The sequence below is a fragment of the Yersinia bercovieri ATCC 43970 genome (assembly GCF_013282745.1).
In the GTDB taxonomy this organism is placed as follows: domain Bacteria; phylum Pseudomonadota; class Gammaproteobacteria; order Enterobacterales; family Enterobacteriaceae; genus Yersinia; species Yersinia bercovieri.
Genome location: NZ_CP054044.1, coordinates 349,939 through 376,171 on the forward strand (window position 1 = coordinate 349,939; position 26,233 = coordinate 376,171).

Genomic DNA, 26,233 nt, shown 5'->3' on the forward strand with positions numbered 1-26,233 from the left:
TCGATTCAATTACCAGACAAATGGTTGTGTCCGTTACTATTTAGCATAACCCGCTTATGACATATTTCCAGCCATCAGGGCCATTAGTGGGTAATTTATGAGCAAAATGCGCCAGAATGAGACAGTTCCGAAGTGAACCCAAGGATATAAAAAACGGTATGAAGGCTTTTAATCCAACGAATTTTCGTCAGGAATTTCCGGCAATTAGCGATGAGATTATCTATCTGGACAGCGCGGCAACTGCCCTGAAGCCCCGCGCCATGATTGAGGCAACCCAGCTGTTTTATCAGCAGGACTCCGCGACAGTGCATCGCAGTCAGCATCAATCGGCATTATCATTGACGGTCCGCTTTGAAGAGACTCGCCAACAGGTGGCTGACTTTATCAATGCTCCCGCAGCAGAAAATATCGTTTGGACCCGCGGCACCACCGAAGCGATTAACCTCGTGGCGCAAAGTTATGCTCGCCCTCGCCTGCAAGCTGGAGATGAAATTATTGTCAGCGAAGCAGAACATCATGCAAACCTAATCCCCTGGATTATGGTTGCAGAACAGACCTGTGCCAGAATCATTAAGTTACCTATCGGTCTTGACCATCTACCCGATTTATCACAACTTCCACAGTTGCTAAATGGTAAAACGCGCATCTTAGCGCTGGGGCAGATGTCTAATGTCACTGGTGGTAGTCCTGAATTGGCGGATGCAATAGCACTCGCTCATCAATATGAGTGTGTGGTTATGGTGGATGGCGCGCAAGGTATTGTTCACAGTCCGGCTGATGTTCAAGCATTGGATATTGATTTTTATGCTTTTTCCGCTCATAAACTCTACGGCCCGACCGGTATTGGGGTGCTGTACGGTAAATCAGAATTACTGGAAGAGATGCCCGCCTGGCAAGGTGGCGGGAAAATGCTCACTCATGCTTCATTCGGTGGTTTCACCCCCCACGAGGTGCCCTACCGCTTTGAAGCGGGCACGCCAAATATTGCCGGTGTGATTGGCTTATCAGCGGTGCTCAGTTGGCTTGAATATATTGATCTGGAAGAGGCTGAGGCATATAGCCAAAGTTTAGCCACGATGGCTGAGAATAAGTTGGCTGAATTACCGGGCTTTCGCAGCTTCCGTTGCCAGCAATCGAGCTTGTTAGCCTTCACTTTCGATGGCATTCATCACAGCGATTTGGTGACATTGCTGGCGGAACAAGGTATTGCGTTACGCGCAGGGCAGCACTGCGCACAGCCACTTATGGCAGCACTGGGGATAAATGGCAGCCTGCGGGCATCATTCGCGCCATACAATACCGCTGACGATGTTGAAATGCTTTGCGCCGCGATCGCTAAAGCACTGGATCTGTTGCAAGATTAAGCATCAACAGATGATAATTTCGATAAATATCAACATGCAATAAAACGAGAAAATGATGATTGCGCCACACCCTTTTGGTCACGATATTACTGTAGCTCAACTTATCGAGACATTCAGTGCCCATAAACAGTGGGAAGATCGTTATCGCCAGTTAATTTTGCTGGCTAAGCAACTCCCGCCATTACCAGAATCATTGAAACAAAATGAACTGGAACTGACCGGCTGTGAAAACCGAGTGTGGTTGGGGCATCAGCATCTGCCAGATGGGCGCTTACATTTCTACGGCGACAGTGAAGGGCGTATTGTTCGTGGGTTATTGGCGGTGATATTAACCGCAGTGGAAGGCCAAACACCACAGCAGGTCCTGGCAGAAGACCCCTTGGCTCTGTTTGATCAACTCGGCTTACGCCAGCAATTAAGTAGCTCACGCGCCAGTGGTCTGCAAGCACTGGCGCAGGGAGTGCGGGCGATCGCGGCCCAATATATCTCGCGATAAACGGCAGAGAATAATTACGCCTGACGTGCCGCTTTCGCCATCATTTTTTTCAATGCATGGGATACCGCAACAAAACCAAAGGTCGCGGTGACCATGGTTGCCGAACCGAAGCCGGAAGTGCAATCCATTTTCTTTGGCCCCTCAGCGGTAGTGCGGGATGCACAGACCGAACCATCGGCCTGCGGGTAAACCAATGGTTCACTGGAGAAAACACAGTCGATCCCCAGTTTACCTTTGCTGTTTTTTACCACGTTAAAATCATGTTTCAGCCTTTCACGTAGCTTTGCCGCCAGTGGGTCCTGAATGGTTTTCGCCAGATCAACCACTTCAATGCGGGTTGGATCGATTTGCCCACCCGCACCACCGGTGGTCACTACCGGGATTTTATAGCGGCGACAGTAGGAGAGCAGTGCTGCTTTTGGGCGAACACTATCTATCGCATCAATGACATAGCTAAAATTATTATTTAAAAGCTCAGCAACATTATCTGCAGTAATGAAATCATCGATACAAGTCACTCGGCATTCAGGATTGATAGCCAGAATGCGTTCCGCCATCACTTCGGTTTTAGCCTGCCCGACATTGTGCCGCAGTGCATGGATCTGGCGATTAGTATTGGTGACGCAAACATCATCCATATCAATCAGCGTGATTGCGCCAATACCAGTTCGTGCCAATGCTTCCGCCGCCCAAGATCCCACGCCGCCAATGCCAATCACACAAACATGCGCCTGTGAAAAAAGTGTCAGCGCCTGCTGCCCATAAAGGCGCGCGATACCACCAAAACGCTGCTGGTAAGCTTCGGAAAAGGCTGTGCTCATAGAGTTGTTACCTTAATAACTTAGAAATAATAAATGGCTCTAATAAATTGGTGGAGAAAATGCAAAAGCGGCCAGTTGGCCGCCTGATAAATAGTGACTCTATTACATCAAACCATCGGCTTACTGACTTTGATTGCTCACCAATAATGATGAACCATTGCCAGCGGGTGCTGTTTTAGCACCACCTTGATAAGCAGTAAATAGTGGGCCATTACTTTGGGCGTTTTTCAGCACCCAAACACGACCATAATGGTTGTAGAAACCAGCGGCCTGCCCTGCCTCATGACCAATTCCCTGATAGATATCAAAGTGTTGCCCCTTAATTGCCCCACCTACATCCAGTGCGACCATCAGCCGCATCTGATATTGGCCGGTGAATTTCCCCTGCTTATCCAGTAAGGGAACTTCAGCCAACAGCGTAGTACCCGCCGGGATCAGCGAACGGTCAGAAGCAACCGAGGCTTTGGCTATCAAAGGAACTGCACTGGCCCCTTTTACCGACGCATACATTTCCGGTTTAAAGAAGACAAATGAGGGATTCTGCTCTAATAACTCTCTGACTTCAGCTTCGCTGTGAGTTTCAGCCCAGTGACGGATAGCCTGCATCGACATATCGGCTTTAGCAACTTCTCCGCGATCAATCAATACCTTACCGATACTGCGGTAAGCATGACCGTTTTTACCCGCATAGCCGAAGAAAGTCAGTGGTCGCCCATCACCATAATCGACATAGCCGCTGCCCTGTACTTCCATCATAAAGTTATCCACCAATGAATTGGTGTACGCGATAACTAAATTACGGCTATCTAATGCGCCAGCATATATTGAAGCGCGATCGGGTAAGCGCCCCTTTTTCTTAGCGGGCATACGATAAAGTGGATAACGGAATTCGCCCTGTGGGGTATAGCGCGCCTGCAGCACTGGGGTGTAATAACCGGTAAATTGCACATTGCCGAAGTTATCCACGCCTTCCATCTGGTAGGCATTTAGACCAAATAGAGTTAATTTGCTGGTGTCAGCACCCGCTAACATCCAGTTTTCTACCGCATTAAATGTACTACTATTGCGGCCATACAGACCTGGTGAGGATTGGTTAATCACTTTCACCTGATCAGAATAATCTTTTGCGTTGACTGGCTTACCTGTCGCATTTGGCTCATTCACCAACTCCAGTGGCTGTTCCAGATGCCCATCCTTATATTGCTGTCCACGATCGGTTGGCCGTGATTGGCAGCCAGCCAGAACAGCAATCATTATTCCACTCAATAGGTATTTGCCCCAACGACTTGTCATTTCACGCCTTCTCTTACTTATTTTATCTACCGGCGAACCATAACAAACGCCTATGGATAAAGGAATCAGCAGGTGGAAAAAAATCCCCTGCTGCCGTTGTGAGGAAAAAGGGAACAGATAGTGGATAAATTAATCGAAAAAACCTATTTACCTAAATTAAGTGGCAAAACTACTTGCAACAGATCTCATCCAGAGTATAGTGCGCTCAATCGGACGCGGGGTGGAGCAGCCTGGTAGCTCGTCGGGCTCATAACCCGAAGGTCGTCGGTTCAAATCCGGCCCCCGCAACCAACCGATACTGGCTACCAGCAGTATCAAATGTCGTCCGATAGTCTTGAAAATTAAGACTAATTAGGTAGAATAGCGGTTCAGCTGTGAAAGCAGCAACAGAAGTAAAAGTGTAATGACGGACGCGGGGTGGAGCAGCCTGGTAGCTCGTCGGGCTCATAACCCGAAGGTCGTCGGTTCAAATCCGGCCCCCGCAACCAATTACACATTGTGCAACAAGAGTTAAATAGTAAGATAGAAAATTGTATTAAGACGGACGCGGGGTGGAGCAGCCTGGTAGCTCGTCGGGCTCATAACCCGAAGGTCGTCGGTTCAAATCCGGCCCCCGCAACCAATTCTTAATCATCTTCATATCAACATCAAGCACCCTAAAGGGTGTTTTTTTGTTTCTGGCCTCCAATGAGTATCGAGAACTCCCCCAGCAAGGGCTATCTCACCCCTGCGGCTATCAATAGTAACTCCCCGACTGATTACACCCGTGCCAGCGCCCCACCATTAGCGAAATAGGCTTTGATGCCAGCGAAAATAGATTCAGCCACTTGCTGCTGAAAATGGCTGGTGCGCAATTTCCGCTCTTCTTCCAGATTGCTGATAAATGCTGTTTCAACCAAAATGGATGGAATATCAGGCGCTTTCAAAACAGCGAAGCCCGCCTGATCGACACTGTTCTTATGCAGCTTATTAATTTTGCCCATGCGGTTAAGCACCTCTTTACCAAACTTCAGGCTGTCATTGATGGTCGCCGTTTGCAGCAAATCAATCATGGTATGGTCCAGGTAGCGATCCCCACTTTTACTGACCCCACCAATTTGGTCTGCTTCATTCTGTGTTTGGGCCAAAAAACGTGCGGCGGTACTGGTTGCGCCCTTGGTCGATAGCGCAAAAACGGAGGAACCTCTGGCGGCCTGACTGGTGAATGCATCGGCATGAATAGAAATAAATAAATCCGCGCGCTGTTTACGGGCTTTTGCTACTCGCACTTTCAGCGGGATAAAGACATCTTCATTGCGGGTCATAAACACCCGCATATTTGCTTCTTTCTGAATCAACGCCCGCAGCCGACGGGCAATTTGCAACACAATATCTTTCTCGCGAGTCTTATTTCGTCCAATAGCACCGGGATCTTCACCACCGTGCCCAGGATCTAGCATGATAACAATCGGCCTATCCCGCCCCGCTTTACCCACTTTGGCTGTCTCTGCGGGTAAATTACGTTCCACATTGCCTTTATTATAATCTTCCAATAATGCCAGTAAGGGATCGTCTTCAATCGAGGTACTGCCCTGTTCAGGATATAAATCCACTACCAAGCGGTTACGAAACTTAGCAAAGGGTTTCAGTGTAAATAGTTGTGGGCTGATACTCTGTTTCAACTCCAAAACCAGGCGGACAGTATTTTTATCAAACTGCCCAACCCGGGCTTGCTTGAGGTAAGGATCGCCGGACTGCACCTGACCACTAATCTCTTTTAGTACACTATTGAGATGCACACCCTCAATATCAACCACAATGCGGTCAGGATTTTTCAGCGCGAATTGACGATATTTCAGCGGGGTATTGGATTCCAGCGTCACCCGAGTATAAGTTGAAGAGGGCCAGATCCTGACGGCGATAATGTGCGAAGAAGCAGCAAATCCAACCCGGCTGACACTCAGCATCCAGGCTGCGGCAGCACCTTGTAATAGACGGCGACGCCCAGAATTATGATTTGAATCTGCCATGTAACTCCAAAGTAACTACCAAAATATGAATAAAAAACAAACAAAAAAGTTTTATGAGGAAAAACTTTAACCAATCAATTCAATGCTGTCATTAGAAAAACATTTTTATGTTATTCAATTTATTAATAGCTATGCACCATACATATGCAATTGATCGTAATTTGTTGCTTGCCATCTTGATCAAAAAAGAATAAAAATACAAAAATAGCGAATAAAAATTCAATGAGGGTCTGCCGTGAAGGAACGTAGTACTGAACTGGTCCAGGGATTTCGTCACTCAGTTCCCTATATCAACGCACACCGTGGCAAGACATTTGTCGTCATGTTGGGTGGTGAGGCGATTGAACATGAGAATTTCTCTAGCATCGTCAACGATATCGGTTTACTGCATAGTCTTGGCATTCGGCTGGTCGTGGTATACGGCGCACGCCCACAAATCGATAGTAATCTGGCGCAGCATCACTACGAACCTATTTATCACAAGCATACCCGAGTCACTGATGCCCGAACACTGGAAATGGTTAAGCAGGCAGCGGGCTTATTGCAGTTGGATATCACCGCCAGATTATCAATGAGTTTAAATAATACTCCGCTGCAAGGTGCGCATATTAATGTGGTTAGCGGCAACTTTATTATTGCTCAACCATTAGGCGTTGATGACGGTGTTGATTATTGCCATAGCGGACGCATTCGGCGGATCGATGAAGAGGCTATCCATCGTCAATTGGATAATGGCGCTATCGTATTGCTGGGGCCGGTTGCTGTCTCGGTGACTGGCGAGAGTTTTAATCTCACATCAGAAGAGGTGGCGACACAATTAGCCATCAAACTCAAAGCTGAAAAAATGATCGGTTTCTGCTCATCCCAAGGGGTGACGGACAGCGAAGGCAATATTATTTCCGAACTGTTCCCCAATGATGCTCAAAAACGGATCGAGGATCTTGAGCACGAGGGTGATTACAACTCAGGTACAGTACGTTTTCTACGTGGGGCAGTAAAAGCCTGCCGCAGCGGTGTGCGCCGTAGCCATTTGCTGAGTTATCAGGAAGATGGCGCGCTAGTGCAAGAGCTTTTCTCCCGTGATGGTATCGGTACTCAAATTGTTATGGAGAGTGCGGAACAAGTGCGCCGTGCAACCATTAATGATATTGGCGGCATACTGGAGCTGATTCGCCCACTGGAACAACAAGGGATTTTAGTGCGCCGCTCACGGGAACAGCTTGAGATGGAGATCGATAAGTTCACCATTATTGAGCGAGATAACCTGACGATTGCCTGCGCTGCACTTTATCCATTTCCCGAGGAGCAAATCGGTGAAATGGCCTGTGTGGCCGTGCACCCGGACTATCGCAGCTCCTCCCGTGGGGAGATGCTTCTCAAACGAGTCGCGAATCAGGCGCGCCAAATGGGCCTTAAAAAGCTGTTTGTGTTAACCACCCGTAGCATTCACTGGTTCCAAGAGCGCGGCTTTACTCCAGCGGAGGTCGAAGTTTTACCGATTCAGAAGCAGGAGTTATATAACTATCAACGGCGCTCAAAGATTCTGCTGGCCGACTTGTAACGATTAGTCGATGACATCAAGGGAGCTGCTGTCCCCAGAGGTTATTGACAAAGTGGTCTGTGCAGAGAGAACGGGTAGATCATCAAGACGCCGTAAATCCCTCTCTGGAGGCTCGTGCCGCGCCATCCCTGGCGCGGACGCTTGACTCTTCCACCCGTCCTCGCCGTTCCAAATCGAGTCATCGGGGTTTGTCCACAGTCTGAGGGGCTGCCCCCATTGGTTTTATTTATTCAACTCATTCAGACGATCAACTAACCCGCTACGACGCTGCGTGGGTGTCCGTATCGCATGACTCAGCACGGTATCACTGCAATAGAGTGTTAATCGCTGACGAGCACGGGTGATCGCGGTATAAACCAATTCACGGGTGAGCACTGGCATAAAGGTGTTGGGCAATACTAATGCCGTGTGTTCAAACTCCGATCCTTGAGATTTATGAACTGTCATGGCATAAGCGGTCTCATGAGTGGGAAGACGGCTAGGCTGTACCGACTTGATATTGCCATCGGGTAACTGGAAATGCACCCGAAGCTCGCCCTCTGAGTCATATAGCGCAATACCAATATCCCCATTAAACAGGCCCAGAGCACTGTCATTGAGCCCAATCATTACTGGTCGGCCAACATACCAACGCCCCGCAGGCCCAGATGCTCGCTCAATTAACCGCTTGCGATGCAACAACTGCTCAATCCGCTCATTTAAGCCGCTGACCCCAAATGGCCCGGTGCGTAATGCACACAGCAACTGGTAGCGGCCAAATGCCGCCAATACATCAACCGCATGAGCACCGGATGTCGCCAACTGAAGGTAGTGCTGATAGCTAGCGGCACAATCCTCCAGCAATACCTGGTAGTCATCTGAATCGGCCAGAGAGAAGCATTCGATGTCAGAATAGGTGCCACTTAAAACTGATAATGCATTGTGATACTTCCCGGCATTAACGGCTAAAGCGAGCTGCCCAATACCTGATTTTTCATCAAAACGGTAGCTTTTGCGCAGTAAACACAAGCTATCACGGACATTGAGTGTATCTTTTGGCACATCACCAATGGGGATGATTCCGGTCAATGTACTATCGATCAATGTACTATCGATCATTCTACTATCAGTTAATGCACATCCGGTTAACCGCACTAATTGTTCAGCCCGTGATTCGCTATAACCCCATTCAGCAAAACGACAAATATCACCCAATACCGCACCAGCCTCAACCGAGGCCAACTGGTCACGATCGCCAAGAAAAATAACTTGAGCTTTCGCGGGCAGAGCTGCAATTAACCGCGCCATCATTGGTAAATCCACCATTGATGCTTCATCGACCACCAGCACATCAAGATTTAACGGATTGCCACGGTGGTAACGCAAGCGCTGGCTGTTAGGTTGCGCCCCTAACAAGCGGTGTAACGTGGATGCTTGATCTGGCAATAGTTTGCGCTCATCATCCGTCAGCGGAAGTTGTCGAATGGCATTGCCCAGTGACTCGGTTAATCGAGCAGCCGCTTTACCGGTTGGTGCGGCAAGTTGGATACGCAAACGTTGCCCTTGACTCAGCTGTATCAGCGCGGTCAGTAACTTTGCTACTGTGGTCGTTTTCCCTGTTCCTGGCCCACCGGAGATCACGGAAATACGACGGGTAGCAGCAACGGCGGCGGCCACTTTCTGCCAGTCAACCTCAGACTCCGCCAAGCCGAACAATTGGTCTAGCGTGGTTCTTAATAGCGCTTCGTTTACCTCTCGAGGTTCATTAGCCCATGCCGCCGTACTGTCGCTGGCAATAAATCGGACTACATCCCCTTCGTACTGCCACATTCGTTGCAGATACAAACGGTCATTTTGCAAAACCAGCGGCGTTGGCTGTGAGCCGTCACTCACAGCTGGAGAGTGATTAAATGCCTGTATCCAACACGACTCATCTGGCGCACCCGCAGCCTGCCACAGTGCTTGTGATAACGCCGACTGTCGCCCACCAAATAGCTGATCGGGCTGCAAATAGCTTAATGGTAGACACACATGCCCAGCCCCCGCTTCTGCACTGAGAATAGCGGCGGCCAATTGCAGCATTGGATCATTGTCGCCCGCGATCATGAGTGAAAACTGAAGATCCAGCGGACGCAGTAAGTGGTTACCAACCGCCTGATTCAGTAACGCTATCATAGTGATACCCTCCCATCTGCCTGGATAGCATCACGATTAATTTCACGACCACTGAACAAACAATCCATTCCTTCAATCAACCCCAGTTCAGGACGGCAACTAAAAATACCGTTACCCGGATGTTGCTTATCGACACCACGCAGGAAGAGATAAATGACACCACCAAAGTCACGCTGATAATCATAATGAGCCAATCGGTGGCGCAAATAGCGGTGCAATGCCAGCGTATAGAGCTGATACTGCAGATCATAACGATGCTCAGCCATAGCTTGCGCCATCGCCTCTTGGGTATAGGCGCTACTCTCCTCACCTAACCAGTTTGATTTGTAATCCAATAAGTAATACTTGCCCTGCCAGCAGAAAACCAGGTCAATAAACCCCTTAAGCATCCCTCTAACTTGCAGGAAATCCAGCGCTGGGCACTGTCGAGATAGTGAATCATAGCTTTTGATTAAAGCATCCAATTCACTGGCTCGGAGCAAAGTGTCGATTGGCAGATAAAATTGTAATTCTGCCTGCTTGCTCTGTGGCGTTAATCCAGCCAAGGTCACACCGCTTTTATTGAGTGGAACCTGTACAGTGTCATTTAGCCACTGATACAGCATTGGCGACCATTGCTCGCCAAAACCCTGTAACTGCAACTGCTCTGCCAACCAGCTTTGCTCAATAGGCTGACTAAAATTCATCTGCTCGAGTAAGTCATGTAGGAAAGTCCCCGGTGCTGCGCCGCGTGGGAAAGTATGGGGGGTTAAATTCGCTTCGGTGATCAGTACCTGCTCACCAACAGCATCGGTATCTAGCCGTGGAAGCAACTCTTGCAGTGGCACATTAAGGGGCTGTGATGCGCCACCTTTACCGGAGCCATGCTGCTGTAAGCCAGAATAACTGGTGACACGCCAATAATCCTGTACTTGTCGGTTAAACTGGCGCGCAGCAAGCGCCGGCAAAATCTCCGGCTGCGGCTGCCACGGAGTATCGTCCGGACGCTCTGCCAGTGAAACAGAAATATCGCCGTCTGTTACGGCGGTTAATTCTGCTAATTTATCGGCCAAATATTGTGCATCACCCGCCAGCCCCTGTTGCACCAGATAACCTAACGCGCTGCGGTGCATGTCGCTTTCGCCCTGCTTTTTCCGCCCGCCTTTAATCAGCGGGGCAATGCCCACACTGCAATGGTAAACCGCACGGGTCAGCGCAACATAGAGTAACCGTAAATCCTCCGCCAGCCGCTCCTCCTCTGCCAGAGCCTGACTCTCTGCATCCGCATTCAGATCAAGTAATGCTTCAAAGCTGAGGCGATCGTGGTACAACACCTCCTGCTGTTGGCGGAAATTGCCAACGAAGGGTAACCAAACCAGTGGATACTCCAACCCTTTCGATTTATGGATCGTGATGACCTGCACTAAATGGCGGTCACTTTCCAAGCGCAGCTGTTGATTATCTGACTGATGATTGGGTTGCGCTATTTGTTGTGCCAGCCAGCGGATAAGTGCGTGCTCACTATCAAGCTGTGATGCAGCTTCTTGCAATAGCTCACCTAAATGCAGCACATCTGTCAGCCGACGCTCGCCACCTGGTGTCGCGAGCAGGTTTTCAGCTAAATGGCGGTGAGCCATAATCTCCCGCAACATAGGCAGTACACCGCGGCGCTGCCAATGTTGGCGATAGCCATCGAACTCCGCTACCAAAGCATCCCAAGCTCGCTCATCGTGATTCAATGCATCCAGCATTTTTGCATCCAGCCCGAGCACTCCTGTCGCCATTGCACTACGCAGTGCCCGCTCCTGCTCTGGAGCCAGCACCGCTTGCAACAACCACAGCAGATCTTTAGCTTCTGCGGTATCAAACACACTGTCACGATTAGATAAATAAACCGATGGTATGGCTAATGCACTCAGTGCATCACGCACTAATGCGGCCTCTGCCCGGCTGCGCACCAAAATAGTGATATCAGATGCTTGAACTGGTCTTGAGCCATCGACTGTCACTAATTGAGCCAGCCCATTTTGGCCTGCGGTTAACCAATCACGGATTTGAGCCGCACACTGTTGCGCCATCAATTGTTGGTACTCGCTCACTCCGACGCCCTCTCCTGGCTGCAACCAAAAAGAGATAGCGGGCTGCTTTTTTCCTTTAATTTCGAAAGATAAGCGGCTGTTTTTTTCCGCAGCAGACACATTTATAAAAGGAATTTGTTCAAACAGGAAAGGCACGTCGACCAAACTAAACAGCCGATTAACTGATTGCACCATCGGGAAGGAGGAGCGCCAGTTTGTCTCTAGTGTGTAGTGGGCGCTTACTTCAGAACGGGCACGAATATAGGTAAAGATATCTGCACCACGGAAAGCATAAATAGCCTGTTTAGGATCACCAATCAGTAGTAGGCCGCACTCTTTTTGCCCACTATAAAGCGTGTGGAAGATACGGTATTGCTGAGGATCGGTATCCTGAAACTCATCAATCATTGCGACAGGATAACGGCTACGAATAGATTGGGCCAATAGCTCACCACCCGGCTGCTGTAATGCCACATCCAGTTTGCTAAGCAGGTCATCAAATCCCAGCTCCGCACGTTGCCGTTTTTCCTGCTGAACGGATGTTCGTATCTCACTGATTGCACGGGCTAAAATTAAATCTCTTAACGTCAGTGGTTGCTCGAATATGCGGTCTATGGCACCGAATAGGGCATGTTGTGGAGCTGCACCCTTTTTAGTTTTTTCAGATAATATTGACTGACGGAATTTTTCCAGCTCTTTAGGTAACTGATAATCGGTCGTCTCCTGCTCTGCCCATGCACCGACTTTTTCCAGCCAGCTAGGTAAATATCGAGCGCTGTAGCTACGTTTATCAACACCAGAGCTGCTGATCAAGGCCTCTAATTCAGGCGCGGCTTCGCACCATTGCGTTTTGAGCGCATCAATTTGCACTATAATCTGCTGATGCCGACTAACTATCGTTTCATCATCACCGGGCGCTTGCCGAAACTTTGGCGTTTCGCCCTGTAGATAGGCTGAAAGATCTTTGAGTAGTGCTTCTGGCCCGTTCCACTCCTGACTGACAGCTCGAGCGACAGCTAAAGGGAGCGGATAGCAGTGACGCCGCCAAAAATCGGCGCAGGCTTGTCTGCGTAATGGCAGTTCATCCTGCACCAGTGTTTGTTCAAACAAAATGCCAGATTCAAAAGCATTATTAGCCAGCATTCTCTGACAAAAGCCATGGATGGTATAAATTGCAGCTTCATCCATCTGGCGCTCAGCCGCCAGCAGTTGTGCGGCGGCCTCACTTAAATCAATGATTTCGGCTAATAAGGCCTTATGCATTGGGTTATCGCTGACTCCCCGCACGCAAGCTATTCGCAACTCATGAATATTGTCGCGGATTCGCCCCCTTAACTCTTCAGTTGCTGCTTCGGTAAAGGTCACCACCAGGATCTCCTCGACCATAAGGGGGCGACTAAACGCAGCCTCTCCACCCAAGCCAAGTAGCGACCTTAGATAAAGCACCCCAATGGTAAAAGTCTTACCCGTTCCGGCTGAAGCTTCAATTAGCCTCTCGCCATATAGGGGGAGCGTTAGCGGCTCTAGCCGCTGGGGGGTCATTGATGTCATGGAGCCAATACCTTCTGCGGCAAGGTCGCCTGCAAGGCGGAGGCGCTTGGATAGGTAGTCCATCCTTTAAGCACCGCATACCCGCCCGTCGTTTGCCCTTGGCCTTTCACCTGAGAAAGCAGTGCCAGTCCTTGCGGCTTAATGACTGCTTGCTGGAAGAAATCAGCCAGCGCGGCGCTATTTAGCAACTTCACTTGAGCAATCATTTTCTCACGACTATCAAAAGCAAAATTATTACGATTAAAATCATTACTATAACGGCTAGCTTCTTCATCCAGTGTTTGCGGACGTTGTAGCAATTGGTTGATTAGCCCCTGCTTATATTGTTCAAAATCAGTCGACTTCATTTCACGCAGCCGTTTTTCAGCCTGTGGATAGAAAGCCAGATATCTCTGATAAAGGTAATCAGGTTGTTTACTGTTACTTTGCAGTAAGAATCCTAAACCCCACTGACGTCCAACCGACATTGGGAAAGCAAATACCGCATAACCAAGTTGCTCCGCCGTGCGCAGTTGATCATAGAACCACGGCTGAACAATTTGCCCCAGTAAGGCGCTATGCGCCATACCATCAATTTCTGAATAACCGGTAGGTACATAAACTGCAGCCAGCGCAGCATCAGAGCTGCTACCAACTCGTTCCATATTGGCCAACTGGGCCTTATCGACCACAACATCTTCGCCAGTCCACCAAGTGGTTCCCGTCAAACCTAGTTGTTTCTTCAATGACTCCGCCAGCGCAGTAACCTGTGGGGCCGTCATATTACCCACCGCCAATACCTCAATGGCAGATTGCTTGAGCATACTATTACGGTAGGTCACGACATCCTGCACGCTAATCGTATTGAGCAATTCACGCCGCTCATTGCGCTCAAAATAGGGCACATGAGATAACAACTTGGCCGGCTGGATCGCCAGTTCATAAGCTTTGCCCTTTTCGGCAACTTCCAACTGCTCACGATACCAAGACTTGGCCTGCACCAGTTGATCTTCCGTTGGTGTGAAATTGGAGTAGCCTTCAACCAGTGAGGTTAACAACTGCGGCATCCGCTGCGTAAAGCCGTTAGCACTAACATACAAACCATTGTTTGATGCCGTTGAGAAGCTAATCCCACCAATAGAGGCTTGATAGCTCAGTTCGTCGAGTGAAAGGCCGGCCAAATAGTCGGTTAGGGCAAACAGAACCTGATTACGGGCAGTATCCAAGGCGTGCTGATTACGAAAAGCAACTGAGATATCAGCTTTCGGTTCATCAGCAAAGTATTGGCTTGGCATGTAAAACACCCGTAAGCCCGGTTGTTCAGCCACTTTTTGTGGATGGGTAATATTTTTATCTGCTTTAATCAGCTCAAAATTATCCGGAATGTAAGGGTTAAGTGCCGGTAGGCTCAGCGAGATATCCCCACCTAATTGTTGCCACTCTTTCATCTCTTTAGGGCTTATTTTATCGACCTGATAAGGTGCATCGACAAAATACGCTACTTTGTTGTGAGGCTCTTCAGGGCTAACAAACCAGATTCGTGCATTTTCTGGTGTCATTTCAGCCAAGCGGGCGGCAATGGCCTTAGGATCATAGTGATCAGCCAGATAAGGCGCATCAAGTACATGTGCGACAGGCACTCGCAGCATCATATCCACCAGCCACTCGATGTAATCCATATCTCGCGTGATTGAGGGATAGCGGAAATCAAGATTTAAGACATGAGCGATCTCATCAAAATAGCTCTTTTTAATGCCGTCTTTGTGCAACATATTGATGTAATCGAAGATGGCCGCAACCACTACATCACGTTTGGCCAAGCCTTTATCGGTGAGTGATACAGAGATGGAGAATACCCCTCCGTTGCGGTCTACCATCGGGTCAGCGCCGGCATTAATTGCATCTGCCAATCCCTGTTTTTGCAGCCAGTCAGATAGTGTGTCTTTGCTGCGATTGCCGATCAAATAACTAATGTAGGTATCTGTTTTACTGCGAAACTCTGCACTGTTGTTCTCAATGCGAAACTCTATTTTTAGCTGTTTACGAGGCTGGGCCGGAACATAATGGATAATAATTCCAGTTTGATCAGGGGTGACTGCCGGTACTGTAATCGGTGGTACTTTTGCATCCCGATTAGGAGTTCGACCAAATGTATCAGCCGCTAATTGTGCTAACTGTTCCAGTGACTGATTGCTATACAGCACTCCCACCATCAGATTGGCAGAATAGTAGCGATGATAGAAACTCAATAATTCATCATGTAACTTGCCATCAGGCTTATCTTTCAGCGTATCGAGATTACCGCCAGAAAAACGTGCACTCGGGTGTGCTGGATTAAGGGTTTCAGCATTAACCTGTGCCATACGCATCCCATCGCGGGAGCGGGCCATCGTCAATTCTGCATTGACTGCGTTACGTTCGCGATCAGCATTAATTGGGTCTAGCAAGGGCTCGGCAATGGCATCCGCCAGTCGGTCAACTGCAGGAGCTAATGCATCGTTTTCAATTTCAAGGTAAAAGGCGGTTCGATAAGAGGCGGTACTCGCATTATGACTGCCACCATGTTTCTTCAGAAATTCAGAGAAACTACCTGGTTCAGGAAAACGTTTAGATCCCATCAATAACATGTGCTCCAGATAATGAGCCAAACCTAGCTGATTATTAGGGTCCTCCAATGAACCGACCGGCAATGCCAGCGCGGCCAATGATTTAGGTGCTTGTGCATCAGAAACTAATAATACGGTCATACCATTTGGCAGTTTTATTGCCTGATATTTACGTAAATCATGTTCACTTTTGTGAATAGCTTCTGCCAGTGGTTGCCATGCAGGTGCCGCCGCCCAGCTCAGTGGTGCCAGCAAACTTAATAAGAAAAATATGCCAATAGTGCGGGCAAACTGTTTATGCATTCCGTTTCTCCCCTAACCCCTTTAAAATTGCCGCTAAAACACATATCCAGCTCTTTTGTATTGAATATGTACGATCATCTACTTGAGTGACGCGCAGTTTTCATGCCTTATTATGGCGGGCAATCGGTAATAAATAACGTTCCGTTTCGTGCAATATCATGTCCAGATGTTGGTTATCCATCAGGCGGAGCACCCTTTTTACGTAGTAATCCTCCCCCTCTCCGGCAACTCGCAGATCCCCTTGCCAGACCTGTAAAAGTTTCATTATTGCTTTAGTCTGCGTTTCTTCATCCCACAGAATCTGACCAGATTCGCTATCAAAGCAGTGACTCAGCCATGCCCAACCACTTTTACTCAACAGTAGCAGAGGTTCACACATCCCTTGCTGATATCCCGTCATTAGCTGCTGTAAATATTGCCGAGCCTCATCGCAACCCAAAGAATCATAGCGCCAGGCGGTTCCTTTGCGGCCATACATTCGGCTTTCACCCTCACCACCTGCGGCGCAATACACCAAATGTTCAACCCACAATAAAAGCCCATCGACAGCTGTCAATACCGCTGGTCGCCAACGAATAAGTCCATCCTCCTGAACCTGATGAATCCAGCCCGTAAGAGTGGTGTCACCAAATTCAATATTAAGCTCAATACTATGGCTCTCTTTACGTTCAGTACGAATCTGTTCAGCTAATGGCACCATTTCCTCTTGCTGACTCTCCCAGTAAAGCTCACCAAAGGCCCCATAAGGCAAGCTGCCAGCTGCTCGGGCACGAGTAAATACGGTGCTAATATCACCATCATCTATAAGTGCATTCAGCAACTGGGTGTTAAACTGATAACGGTTGAGGTTATCTAAGGTAAATGGCTCTTCATCTGGCAATTCCGTTTCTTCAATAACAAAATTCACCCCTAACCGTAGCTGGAAGAATGCCCTGACAGGATGACGAAAGAAACGAATTAACTCATCTAAGGTAATTTCAGGTAAGGGTTCAGGCGACAGAGGTTGATTAAACTCTGGATGTGCCAGCCCTTTGGATTCAGCGGAGGGTAACCACTCCGCAGCGTAACTCTGTAATTCACTGTTTTCAATGAAGTTTTCTACCGAAAATGGCATGCGAGCATGTAAACAGAGCAGGTGCTTAATGACTCGTTTAGCGCTGTCATCAGCACTAAGCTCTTCATCTCCCGGCAAATGATAACTTTGCGAAATATATTCAATCAATTCACTCACCAGCACTGAAGGGTAGCGCTTGCTGTTGTCTTGAATTGAACGCCCGATATAACTGATATAAAGCTGTTGCTGGGCAGAAAGAAGTGCTTCGAGGAACAGATAACGGTCATCATCACGGCGGCTGCGATCACCACGCCGAACCTGTTTTGCCATCAAATCAAATCCCAGCGGCGGAAGTGTTCGTGGGTAAATACCGTCGTTCATGCCCAATAAGCAAACGACTTTAAACGGGATAGAGCGCATTGGCATCAGGGTACAGAAGTTGATTGGCCCCGCGAGGAAACGCTGGCTGATGCGCTCATTGTCCAAACGTGAGGCCAGTTCATCACGTAACAAATTAAGCGGCACAACATCCGGATACTGAGCGGCAATACCATAGCTGACAACCTTCTGCCACTGCTGTTCAATCAGCACCAAAACAGCCTCAGTATCATTATCGGACTCGAAGAAAGTATCCAATAAGCTGCGGCATAATGGTAACCAGTCGCTGAGTGAACGTGATTCACTTAACAGTAGCCGCCATTGGCTCAAGTGCATCAACATATCAGCCAGTTGCCCGGCAAGTTCCGCCGCCAAACCACTTGATTCATCATATGGCAAGACACCTTGCCAATCCCCGGCTCCACTGTCCATGGCATAACCGAGCAACATGCGGGTTATGCCAAAATGCCAAGTGTGCTGCCCCGTCGCGGGCAAAGATAGCTCTCGAACATTGTCATCATCCAACCCCCAACGAATACCCGACTCCCCCACCCATTGTCGCAAGCGACGCAATCCATCTTCGGTAATAGCAAATTTATTGGCTAAGGCAGGAACTTCCAGCAGCGCCAATACTTGCTCGGAGGTAAAGCGGCTCTGGGGGAGATCAAGTAAGGTAATAAAAGCTTGTAACACCGGATGGGCCTGACTGGCTTTACGATCAGAGATAGCAAAGGGCAGATAACGCCCCCCCGTCGCATTACCAAATGTAGCCTGAATATAGGGGGTATAACTGTCAATGTCGGCGACCATCACAATGATGTCGCGTGGGGTGAGCTCAGGATCGGCGGCTAATAATCTCAACAGGTTATCTTGCAGAACCTCAACTTCCCTTTGCGGGCTGTGACAAACATGTAGACTCAAAGATCGATCAGCTGGATCTAATACCCGTTTTTGGTCGCTATGGGCTAAGGTTTCCGGTGTGGTACCAATGATGGCGTGATCTTCCAGCTCCAGCATATCGTGCTGAATACCATGCAATAAATTGTCTGCCTCAATATCGACAAAAGCATGTACCTCTTGGATATCATCAACTTGTGACAATAGATACATGTGATCCCGGCCTAACCGCCCCCATGAAGCTAATAGCGGGTTACTGAGATCCTGCTCTCCATCAGCATTGAATAGTTGTTCGGCTTGTTCTGGATGACGAAACAGTTTTACTTCGATCGATTTGCCTTCAATCGATTCACGATAATGCCTGCGTTTACGGCTTTGCAACTTAGCCAAAAAGGCATAATCCTGAATATCCCCCCAGAAATAGCGGCAAGGGTTGGTAAACATTAGATGGATATCAATATGCTTACCCAGTGCTTGTAGCGCCTGCAAATAGATGGGAGGCAGTGCCGATATACCGCAAATAAATACTCGTTTTGGTAGCCCAACAGGGCAAATATCCGAGTCGAGTAGCATGCGGATAAAACGCTGATAGAGATTAGCGCGGTGCCATTCAGGTTGATCCAATTCACGGGTATAGTCTGTCAGTTTAACCCATAATTTGGCTTGCCATAGCTGGGCATCATCCAGTTTTTCAATGAGTTGACCACGTTCCCAAGCCTCAAGCCATTCCGGACGATACACCAAATATTGGTCAAAAAGGTCGGCTACCCGTGCCGCAAGTTGGTGAATCTTACGTTTATCGCCGTCATCACTTAAGTAGCGTTTCATAGACGCAAACACGGGATCATCCAGCAAATCTGGCAGTAACCACATAAGTTTCCACGTCATGGCGTCTTTGCTAAATGCGCTCTCTTTGGGAATTCCCGGCAAGACACGGGTAAACATATCCCAGATAAAAGTCGCGGGCAGTGGAAACTCAATATTGGCTGCAATACTGAACTGCTGTGCCAGTTGCATTTGTAGCCATTGGGCCATACCAGGGCTCTGAACTAGCACGACTTCTTGCTGGAAAGGGTTGTCCAACGGCTCTCGTTCTATCAGCGCAGTAGTTAGCGCTTTGAGTAAATCCAGTTGATTAGAATGATAAACCGTGAACATGATGACTCCCTTAAGGCACTATGGATAACATTCATAAATGATTAAACCACCTGATTATCACTTGTGAATCAATCCTGAGGTTTAATACTCTAACTTGATAATAAGTGAGTGCAATAGGTTATCGTCATTATCACCCTTGGTACATGACGTGACAGAGGCTAGATCTCACTCAGCGGGCAAAACCAACGGCTTAGTTCTGCTTGTTGGTTGTGCCGTACCACAATAGTGAAATTAAACTCGGTGCACTCCCCTTCAACTCTGCCGACCGATTGACGATATAGCCAGTTAGGCTTCATTCCAGAGATAAGAGGCCTATCAGGCGTGTCGTCTCCGATACTTTCAATATGCTGATGGAGCAGAGACCAAGCCTGACGTTGTTGCCACAAAGCAGAAAAACCCTGTAAAAGTGCCTGATGGTATTGCAGCAATCCCAACAGAGAAACTGAGAAAAACAGTGCTGCTATTAAGGCTTCTGGCAGGCTAAATCCTGACGACTCCCGCGAATGGGCTAACCCCTTGGTAAATTGCGGTCTGTGGCAACATCTTAATAAAGACAAAACTGTGCATCCTTATCCGGGCAAAAGTCCAACCAGCCATGAGCGGCTTTAACCAATTGATAGCTTTTCCTATTTATTTTATTAGCATCCAGTTTGACCCGCTGATAAAGCATCAAGGGTGGCTGTGCGCCAAAGGGTTGGCTCTCCCCCCTCAAGATAAAAAATCCAGTCAGCGATGCCGGTTTAATACAAGCTTTTAAGCCATAGTGTGGATGCTCATTACAGTGCCATGCTGCTCCAGCACTCCATGGCAGAGTGAATGACCAACGCTGGTTTATTCCCCAGGCTAATGATGAGGTCGCCTGATTAAAAGCCCGTAAATGGCGCTGCTCTTCAGCTGTGATTTGCTGAATATTGTCCAATTGGCGGTGTAAAGCTGACAGTAGAAATAAACCGAGAGCAAAAAGTGTGGCGACAGCAGCTAAGGTGCTGGCCCCCTGTTGACGATTCTGCTTCATAGATTATTCCCACGAATCATATAAATAAGCTGATGATGGACTGTTGCATTACCTGTGCTTTGCCCAGCTAATTGCACTTTGTAAATCTGAGCAGATGTTGGCTCGGGTAATCGACTAATAGAAAAATGCGTTATGGTGACCTCTTTTGGGTCAAACACTCGCTCCCAACTACCGCCAACACAATTCAGCTCCCCACGCTGGGCTTCCAATGCCTTATTTCGCAAACGATAGCCAAAGTATTCGGATTCCTGATGCTTTTCCCCCTCCCAACGGCCATTACGGTTAAGGTCATACGCAACTATCAGGCAAGAGTCAGTGGCTTCACCTGGATAATGATGTGTGGTGATAGCCTTCCCTTGACACTCTCCATGGCAAAAACCCGCTCGCCGCAAATCTTTTTCCAGCATCGCCATCGCCTGACTAAGTGCCAATTCCAACCGATAGTGTTGCTGTAATATTGATATCTGTTGGCGTAATTTGGGGAAAATCTGTGCCGAGCCAAACACAATCATGCTGCCAATGCTTAATGCCAGCATCATTTCCGGCAATGTAAAACCTGAAATAGATTTATGCCAAGTCTGTTCCGGCATTGACCCAATCGGCTTTATGATTCCCCTTAGCATACGTGAATACCTGATATTGACTGACCTTCACCACATAGCCTTATTCGCCCCCGACTGGAAATAATCAACCGGATACGCCCTGCGGGGTTATTGAGTAGGATGCTTCCTGCTTGCGCGGTGTTTCTTACCCCATAGAAACCAATACTCTTTTGCAATGACATAGTGATAGCCACATCAGGATAAGGTGGAATAAACACTCTGCCGGTTAATACGGAACAAGGCGCTGTGGGTTTATCACCACTGCCCAGGCACCCTTGCCCATGTTGTTGTATCCACAATAATGCCGTGTCGTTGCTGCGATTAGCCTGTACCTGCAAATGTGTTAAGAAGGCAAGTAGCTGGCGTGCGCTATCAGCCAGCCTTTCCCGTTGCCGATATTGGTGCCAACTTTGCGCCCCCCATGTCGCCATAACACCGACCAATGCAATAACCAGCAATACTTCAATCAGGCTGATACCTTTTTGTTTTATCAGGAAATTGTTCTTTATGAACCCTATTTTATTGAGTGCAATGTCGATTTTCATGCCGCAAGTTTACGGCGTTAAAATTTGAGGTCTAGTGACTCATTATCAGGGTTGGAAACGGTGCGCAAAATTTTATTTACGATGACATAAATGCAGAAAAGAGTGCGGCACGGCTCGCATTTTTATTGCAGGATAGAGGACAATTATGGGGGTGGTGTTATGAAGATAGCAGATATAAAACCGGAGCCATTGCGGCTCCGGTCAGAAGGTCAGAGAATTAAATAGCGATCGGAGCTTTAATCCCAGGATGCGGATCATATCCTTCAATTTCAAAGTCATCGAAGTGATAATCAAATAAGGAGTCAGGCTTACGTTTGATAATCAACTTCGGCAATGCCCGAGGTTCGCGGCTCAATTGCAGGTGCGTTTGCTCTATGTGGTTGCTGTATAAGTGAGTATCGCCACCCGTCCAGACAAAATCACCAACGTCCAAATCACACTGTTGCGCCATCATATGTATCAGTAATGCATAGCTGGCAATGTTAAATGGCAAGCCAAGGAACACATCACAAGAACGTTGATATAGCTGACAAGAGAGCTTGCCATCAGCCACGTAGAACTGGAAGAAAGCATGGCAAGGTGCTAGTGCCATTTGGTCCAGTTCACCCACATTCCAGGCGGAGACAATAATGCGACGTGAATTAGGATCTTGCTTAAGCTGCTTTACTACGTTGCTCAGTTGGTCAATCTGACGCCCATCGGCAGCGCCCCAGGCACGCCATTGCTTGCCATATACCGGGCCAAGATCACCATTCTCATCGGCCCACTCATCCCAGATTGAGACACTATTTTCCTTCAGATAACCAATATTGGTATCGCCATTGAGGAACCATAACAGCTCATGGATGATCGAACGCAAATGGCAGCGTTTGGTGGTTACCAGCGGGAAGCCGTCTTGTAAATTGAAACGCATCTGATGCCCAAAAATCGATACTGTACCTGTACCGGTACGGTCATCTTTAGGGGTGCCCTCTTCCAGCACTTTTTTCATCAAATCCAGATACTGTTTCATGTTACCTCACGAAAGTTGTTGCGCAGGACGGCGATACGCCCAAATCATCATAATGATACCGGCCAGAATCATAGGTACAGAGAGGATCTGCCCCATGCTGATCACGCCGTCGAACAAGCCAAGCTGAGCATCTGGCTGGCGGAAACACTCCACGATAATGCGGAATACACCATAACCAATCAGGAACAGGCCAGAAACACTGCCCATCGGGCGCGGCTTGCGGATAAACAGGTTTAGGATGATAAACAGCACCACCCCCTCAAGGAGCATTTCGTACAGTTGCGAAGGGTGACGCGGCAATACGCCATATTGGTTAAATATTGCCTGCCATTTTGCCGGATCAGCAGCAACAATCGCAATGTCTTCGCCACGGGAAGTTGGGAATAGCATCGCCCACGGGGTATCGGTCGTGACACGGCCCCATAGCTCGCCATTGATAAAATTACCGAGGCGACCGGCACCTAAACCAAAGGGAATCAGCGGTGCCATAAAGTCGGCAACTTGGAAGAAATGGCGCTTGGTACGGCGGGCGAACCACAGCATTACGCAGATAACACCAATCAAACCGCCGTGGAATGACATACCGCCATCCCAGACTTTAAACAGGTAGAGGGGGTTATCGAGGAACATCGGCAGGTTGTAGAACAGAACATAACCGACACGGCCACCAACAAACACACCGAGGAAACCGGCGTAAAGGAGATTTTCGACCTCTTCTTTAGTCCAGCCGCTACCTGGCTTGTTGGCCCGACGAACCGCCAACCACATGGCGAAGACGAAGCCGACCAGGTACATCAGGCCATACCAATGAAGTGAAACCGGGCCAATTGAGAAAATGACCGGATCGAATTTAGGAAACGCCAGATAGCTATTGCTCATCTATCACCACGGAATGTCTATTGTTTTTGGGAAAACAGGTGTTCTTGCCGGTTAGGGCCACAAGTTGCGCATAATAGCATAGGCGGTCACTTAGGGGCGCACCGGAAGGAAAAGTTCTGTAAACAACAGTGATCCTGAAAGTGAGGATTATCCGCCAAAAGCTTTTATGGATATCCCCAAACTCATTGACGTTGCTGACATCGAACAAACCTATGAATGCCGATGAGTTTCAACGGATAAAGTTACTTGCCGCCGCGAATCAACCCACCCAACCCTCGGCGTTCCATAAACGCCGCTGTTAAGTGACGCACATCAGTGGTCATTTGTGCGGTTAATACCCGCTCAGCCAATGCTTGTGCATCTGCCAAATCAATATTACGCAGCAGATATTTAATTCGTGCCACACTGCGGCCATTCATACTGAGATTGCGATAGCCCAATCCAACCAGCAGCAGCGCGCCCATAGGATCGCCAGCCATTTCACCACACAAACTCACCTGCAAACCTGCTTGTGTCGCTTGCGTCAAAATGTGGCTTAGCACTTGCAGCACTGCCGGATGCAGGCTGTCATACAGCGAGGCAACACGAGTGTTGTTGCGATCTACTGCCAGCAAATATTGTGTTAGATCATTGGTACCCACCGAGATGAAATCGACTCGAGATTTCAGGTAAGGCAACATAAAGATCATCGCCGGGACTTCAATCATCACGCCCAATTTCGGCTGTGGTAACTCATAACCCAATACTTCCTGAACCTCGCGCCCGGCGCGGTCAATCAGACGTTTGGCTTCATCGACCTCTTCCAGACTGGTGATCATCGGTAATAAAATACCCAGATTCCCGGTGCCTGCATTGGCGCGAAGCATCGCTCTGACCTGGATCAAAAAGATCTCCGGCTGATCGAGGGTAACACGGATGCCGCGCCAGCCCAGACAAGGGTTCTCTTCGCTAATGGGCATGTAGGGCAGTTGCTTATCTGCGCCAATGTCCAGGGTACGCAAAGTCACGGATTTGTTGGGATAAAGCTGCAACATGCCTTGATATTGCGCGACTTGCTCCTCTTCTGAAGGGAAACCGCTTTGTAACATGAATGGAATTTCAGTGCGGTAGAGGCCCACGCCATCGACTCGTCCCCCCAGCAGTTTTTCATGTTCCGGGCTAAGACCGGCGTTCAGCATGACCTGAATCCGTTCACCACTTTTCAGGGCTGCAGGTTGTTCGACCTCATCCTCAGCCAGCTTGCTGAGTTCAATCTCTTCGGTGACCAGCCGCTGATACTCTTTGATCAGCACAGGCTCAGGATCGACCAACACCTCGCCACGATAGCCATCGACAATCAATAGCCGCTGACTCAGCAGTGCTGGCTGGATATCCGCGCCCATTACCGTCGGGATCCCCATGGCGCGCACCAAAATAGCGGCGTGGGAGTTAGCCGCACCGTCACGCACCACCACACCGACCAGACGATCCTGTGGCACCTCAGCCAATAATGTTGCGGTTAGCTCATCGGCGACCAGAATAAACCGCTCAGGCCATTGGCTGGCCCCGGAAGTGCTGTCGTCGAGGTGAAACAGCAAACGCAAACCTAATGCCCGCAGATCACTAGCACGCTCGCGCATGTAGGTGTCTTGCAAGTTGGCAAATTGCGCCGCAAATTGTTCAACCACCTGTTTCACCGCCCATTCGGCCACAGAACCGGCGTCAATTTGCGCGAAAAGCTCACGCTTTAAGCGGGCGTCATTTAGCAAGTGGGAGTAGAGATCAAAAATTGCCGCGCTCTCTTTTTGTGAGCTGGCAGCAAAGCGCTTACTAAAGCGGCGGAATTCAGCCCCGGCCTCTTCCAACGCCTGAGTTAGGCGTTCGCGCTCCTGGACAGTGTCAAGCGTTGAGGCTTCATAAACCAAATCGAGGGAGGGCTGGGAGGTGTCCTGCCACCCTTCAGCAACAGCCACGCCGGGTGCCGCAGCCAGAGCGCGAATTCGCGTTTGACGATATTGACCAAAAATGGCATTAAGCTGAGATTGAGAAAGAATGCCCGCCAGCTGTGTCGCCAGCGTGACCATGAACGACTCTTCGCTCTCATCAAACTGACGATGCTCACGTTGCTGAACCACCAGCACGCCAAGTAGCTGGCGGCGATAGATAATAGGCACCCCAAGAAACGCGCGGAAGCGATCCTCTTTGACTTGCGGAACATACTTAAAACTGGGGTGACTCTGAGCATCAGCCAGGTTAATTGGCTCGGCCAAACGCCCCACCAGCCCAACGATACCTTCGTCAAAAGCCAGCGTAATAATGCGACCACGAGGTTTTTTCAAACCCCGCGTCGCCATCAGGTAGTAACAACGGCGGTCATTATCTGCCAGATAAATCGAGCAAACTTCCGTGTCCATCGACAGACAGGTTTCATTGACCAACAGCTCTAACGCATCCGTCAGGCTGGTTGCCATTGCCACTTTCTCAACTATTTCTCGCAAACGCATGAGCATGATCGGCTTA

General features: G+C 48.8%; 17 protein-coding genes and 3 tRNA genes. 6 read left to right on the forward strand and 14 right to left on the reverse strand.

The features are described 5' to 3' along the window. Positions 1–158 precede the first annotated feature (158 nt). Both csdA and csdE read left to right on the forward strand, forming a co-directional pair. Positions 159–1,364 carry a cysteine desulfurase CsdA gene (csdA, locus tag HRK25_RS01730; protein WP_005272941.1) on the forward strand — a complete coding sequence of 402 codons (1,206 nt, stop codon included), beginning with the start codon at positions 159–161 and terminating at the stop codon, positions 1,362–1,364. Positions 1,365–1,416: 52 nt separating this feature from the next. After that, positions 1,417–1,860, forward strand: a complete 444-nt coding sequence (gene csdE / locus HRK25_RS01735; protein WP_005272938.1) for a cysteine desulfurase sulfur acceptor subunit CsdE — start codon at positions 1,417–1,419, stop codon at positions 1,858–1,860. Positions 1,861–1,874: 14 nt separating this feature from the next. Here the strand turns inward: csdE and tcdA are convergent, their stop codons facing one another. Both tcdA and mltA read right to left on the reverse strand, forming a co-directional pair. Next, positions 1,875–2,681, reverse strand: a complete 807-nt coding sequence (gene tcdA / locus HRK25_RS01740; protein WP_005272934.1) for a tRNA cyclic N6-threonylcarbamoyladenosine(37) synthase TcdA — start codon at positions 2,679–2,681, stop codon at positions 1,875–1,877. Positions 2,682–2,801: 120 nt separating this feature from the next. After that, complete coding sequence (mltA, locus tag HRK25_RS01745) at positions 2,802–3,974, reverse strand: murein transglycosylase A (protein ID WP_032897303.1); 1,173 nt, start codon at positions 3,972–3,974, stop codon at positions 2,802–2,804. Positions 3,975–4,188: 214 nt separating this feature from the next. Here mltA and HRK25_RS01750 point away from each other — a divergent pair. The 3 genes from HRK25_RS01750 (at position 4,189) to HRK25_RS01760 (ending at position 4,596) form a co-directional block, all read left to right on the forward strand. Then, positions 4,189–4,265 (forward strand) — tRNA-Met (locus HRK25_RS01750). 120 nt (positions 4,266–4,385) lie between these two features. After that, positions 4,386–4,462: transfer RNA gene (locus HRK25_RS01755), tRNA-Met, on the forward strand. 57 nt (positions 4,463–4,519) lie between these two features. Next, positions 4,520–4,596, forward strand: a tRNA-Met gene (locus HRK25_RS01760). 136 nt (positions 4,597–4,732) lie between these two features. Here HRK25_RS01760 and amiC read toward each other — a convergent pair. Further along, positions 4,733–5,983 carry an N-acetylmuramoyl-L-alanine amidase AmiC gene (gene amiC / locus HRK25_RS01765; RefSeq protein WP_005272930.1) on the reverse strand — a complete coding sequence of 417 codons (1,251 nt, stop codon included), beginning with the start codon at positions 5,981–5,983 and terminating at the stop codon, positions 4,733–4,735. Positions 5,984–6,218: 235 nt separating this feature from the next. On the opposite strand from amiC, the gene argA reads away from it, so the two are divergent. Further along, positions 6,219–7,544, forward strand: coding sequence for an amino-acid N-acetyltransferase (argA, locus tag HRK25_RS01770; RefSeq protein WP_032897301.1), 1,326 nt, complete (start codon positions 6,219–6,221; stop codon positions 7,542–7,544). Between the two features lie 222 nt (positions 7,545–7,766). On the opposite strand, the gene recD is transcribed toward argA, so the two are convergent. The 11 genes from recD to ptsP all read right to left on the reverse strand — a co-directional run bounded on the left by recD (position 7,767) and on the right by ptsP (position 26,223). Beyond that, positions 7,767–9,698: an exodeoxyribonuclease V subunit alpha gene (gene recD / locus HRK25_RS01775; protein WP_032897298.1), complete on the reverse strand. Its 1,932-nt coding sequence runs from the start codon at positions 9,696–9,698 to the stop codon at positions 7,767–7,769. Then, positions 9,695–13,306 carry an exodeoxyribonuclease V subunit beta gene (gene recB, locus HRK25_RS01780; RefSeq protein WP_050413680.1) on the reverse strand — a complete coding sequence of 1,204 codons (3,612 nt, stop codon included), beginning with the start codon at positions 13,304–13,306 and terminating at the stop codon, positions 9,695–9,697. Before recB ends, recD begins: the two co-directional genes overlap by 4 nt. After that, positions 13,303–16,194 (reverse strand): pitrilysin, encoded by a 2,892-nt coding sequence (gene ptrA, locus HRK25_RS01785; protein WP_005272919.1) that lies wholly within the window; start codon positions 16,192–16,194, stop codon positions 13,303–13,305. Before ptrA ends, recB begins: the two co-directional genes overlap by 4 nt. A 100-nt stretch (positions 16,195–16,294) precedes the next feature. Beyond that, entirely contained in the window at positions 16,295–19,681 is a 3,387-nt protein-coding gene (gene recC, locus HRK25_RS01790; protein ID WP_032897296.1) for an exodeoxyribonuclease V subunit gamma, read from the reverse strand. Between the two features lie 158 nt (positions 19,682–19,839). Continuing rightward, positions 19,840–20,238 carry a prepilin-type N-terminal cleavage/methylation domain-containing protein gene (locus HRK25_RS01795; protein WP_032897293.1) on the reverse strand — a complete coding sequence of 133 codons (399 nt, stop codon included), beginning with the start codon at positions 20,236–20,238 and terminating at the stop codon, positions 19,840–19,842. Beyond that, positions 20,226–20,696, reverse strand: a complete 471-nt coding sequence (locus tag HRK25_RS01800) for a YgdB family protein (RefSeq protein WP_032897291.1) — start codon at positions 20,694–20,696, stop codon at positions 20,226–20,228. The genes HRK25_RS01795 and HRK25_RS01800 overlap by 13 nt, the downstream gene beginning before the upstream one ends. After that, positions 20,693–21,286 carry a prepilin peptidase-dependent protein gene (locus tag HRK25_RS01805; protein ID WP_005272907.1) on the reverse strand — a complete coding sequence of 198 codons (594 nt, stop codon included), beginning with the start codon at positions 21,284–21,286 and terminating at the stop codon, positions 20,693–20,695. Before HRK25_RS01805 ends, HRK25_RS01800 begins: the two co-directional genes overlap by 4 nt. A 26-nt stretch (positions 21,287–21,312) precedes the next feature. Next, positions 21,313–21,843: a prepilin peptidase-dependent protein gene (locus HRK25_RS01810; protein ID WP_005272906.1), complete on the reverse strand. Its 531-nt coding sequence runs from the start codon at positions 21,841–21,843 to the stop codon at positions 21,313–21,315. A gap of 217 nt (positions 21,844–22,060) precedes the next feature. Further along, positions 22,061–22,855 (reverse strand): thymidylate synthase, encoded by a 795-nt coding sequence (gene thyA, locus HRK25_RS01815; protein ID WP_005272904.1) that lies wholly within the window; start codon positions 22,853–22,855, stop codon positions 22,061–22,063. Between the two features lie 6 nt (positions 22,856–22,861). Beyond that, positions 22,862–23,734, reverse strand: a complete 873-nt coding sequence (gene lgt, locus HRK25_RS01820; RefSeq protein ID WP_005272902.1) for a prolipoprotein diacylglyceryl transferase — start codon at positions 23,732–23,734, stop codon at positions 22,862–22,864. 242 nt (positions 23,735–23,976) lie between these two features. Continuing rightward, positions 23,977–26,223 (reverse strand): phosphoenolpyruvate--protein phosphotransferase, encoded by a 2,247-nt coding sequence (gene ptsP, locus HRK25_RS01825; protein WP_032897287.1) that lies wholly within the window; start codon positions 26,221–26,223, stop codon positions 23,977–23,979. Positions 26,224–26,233 lie beyond the last annotated feature (10 nt).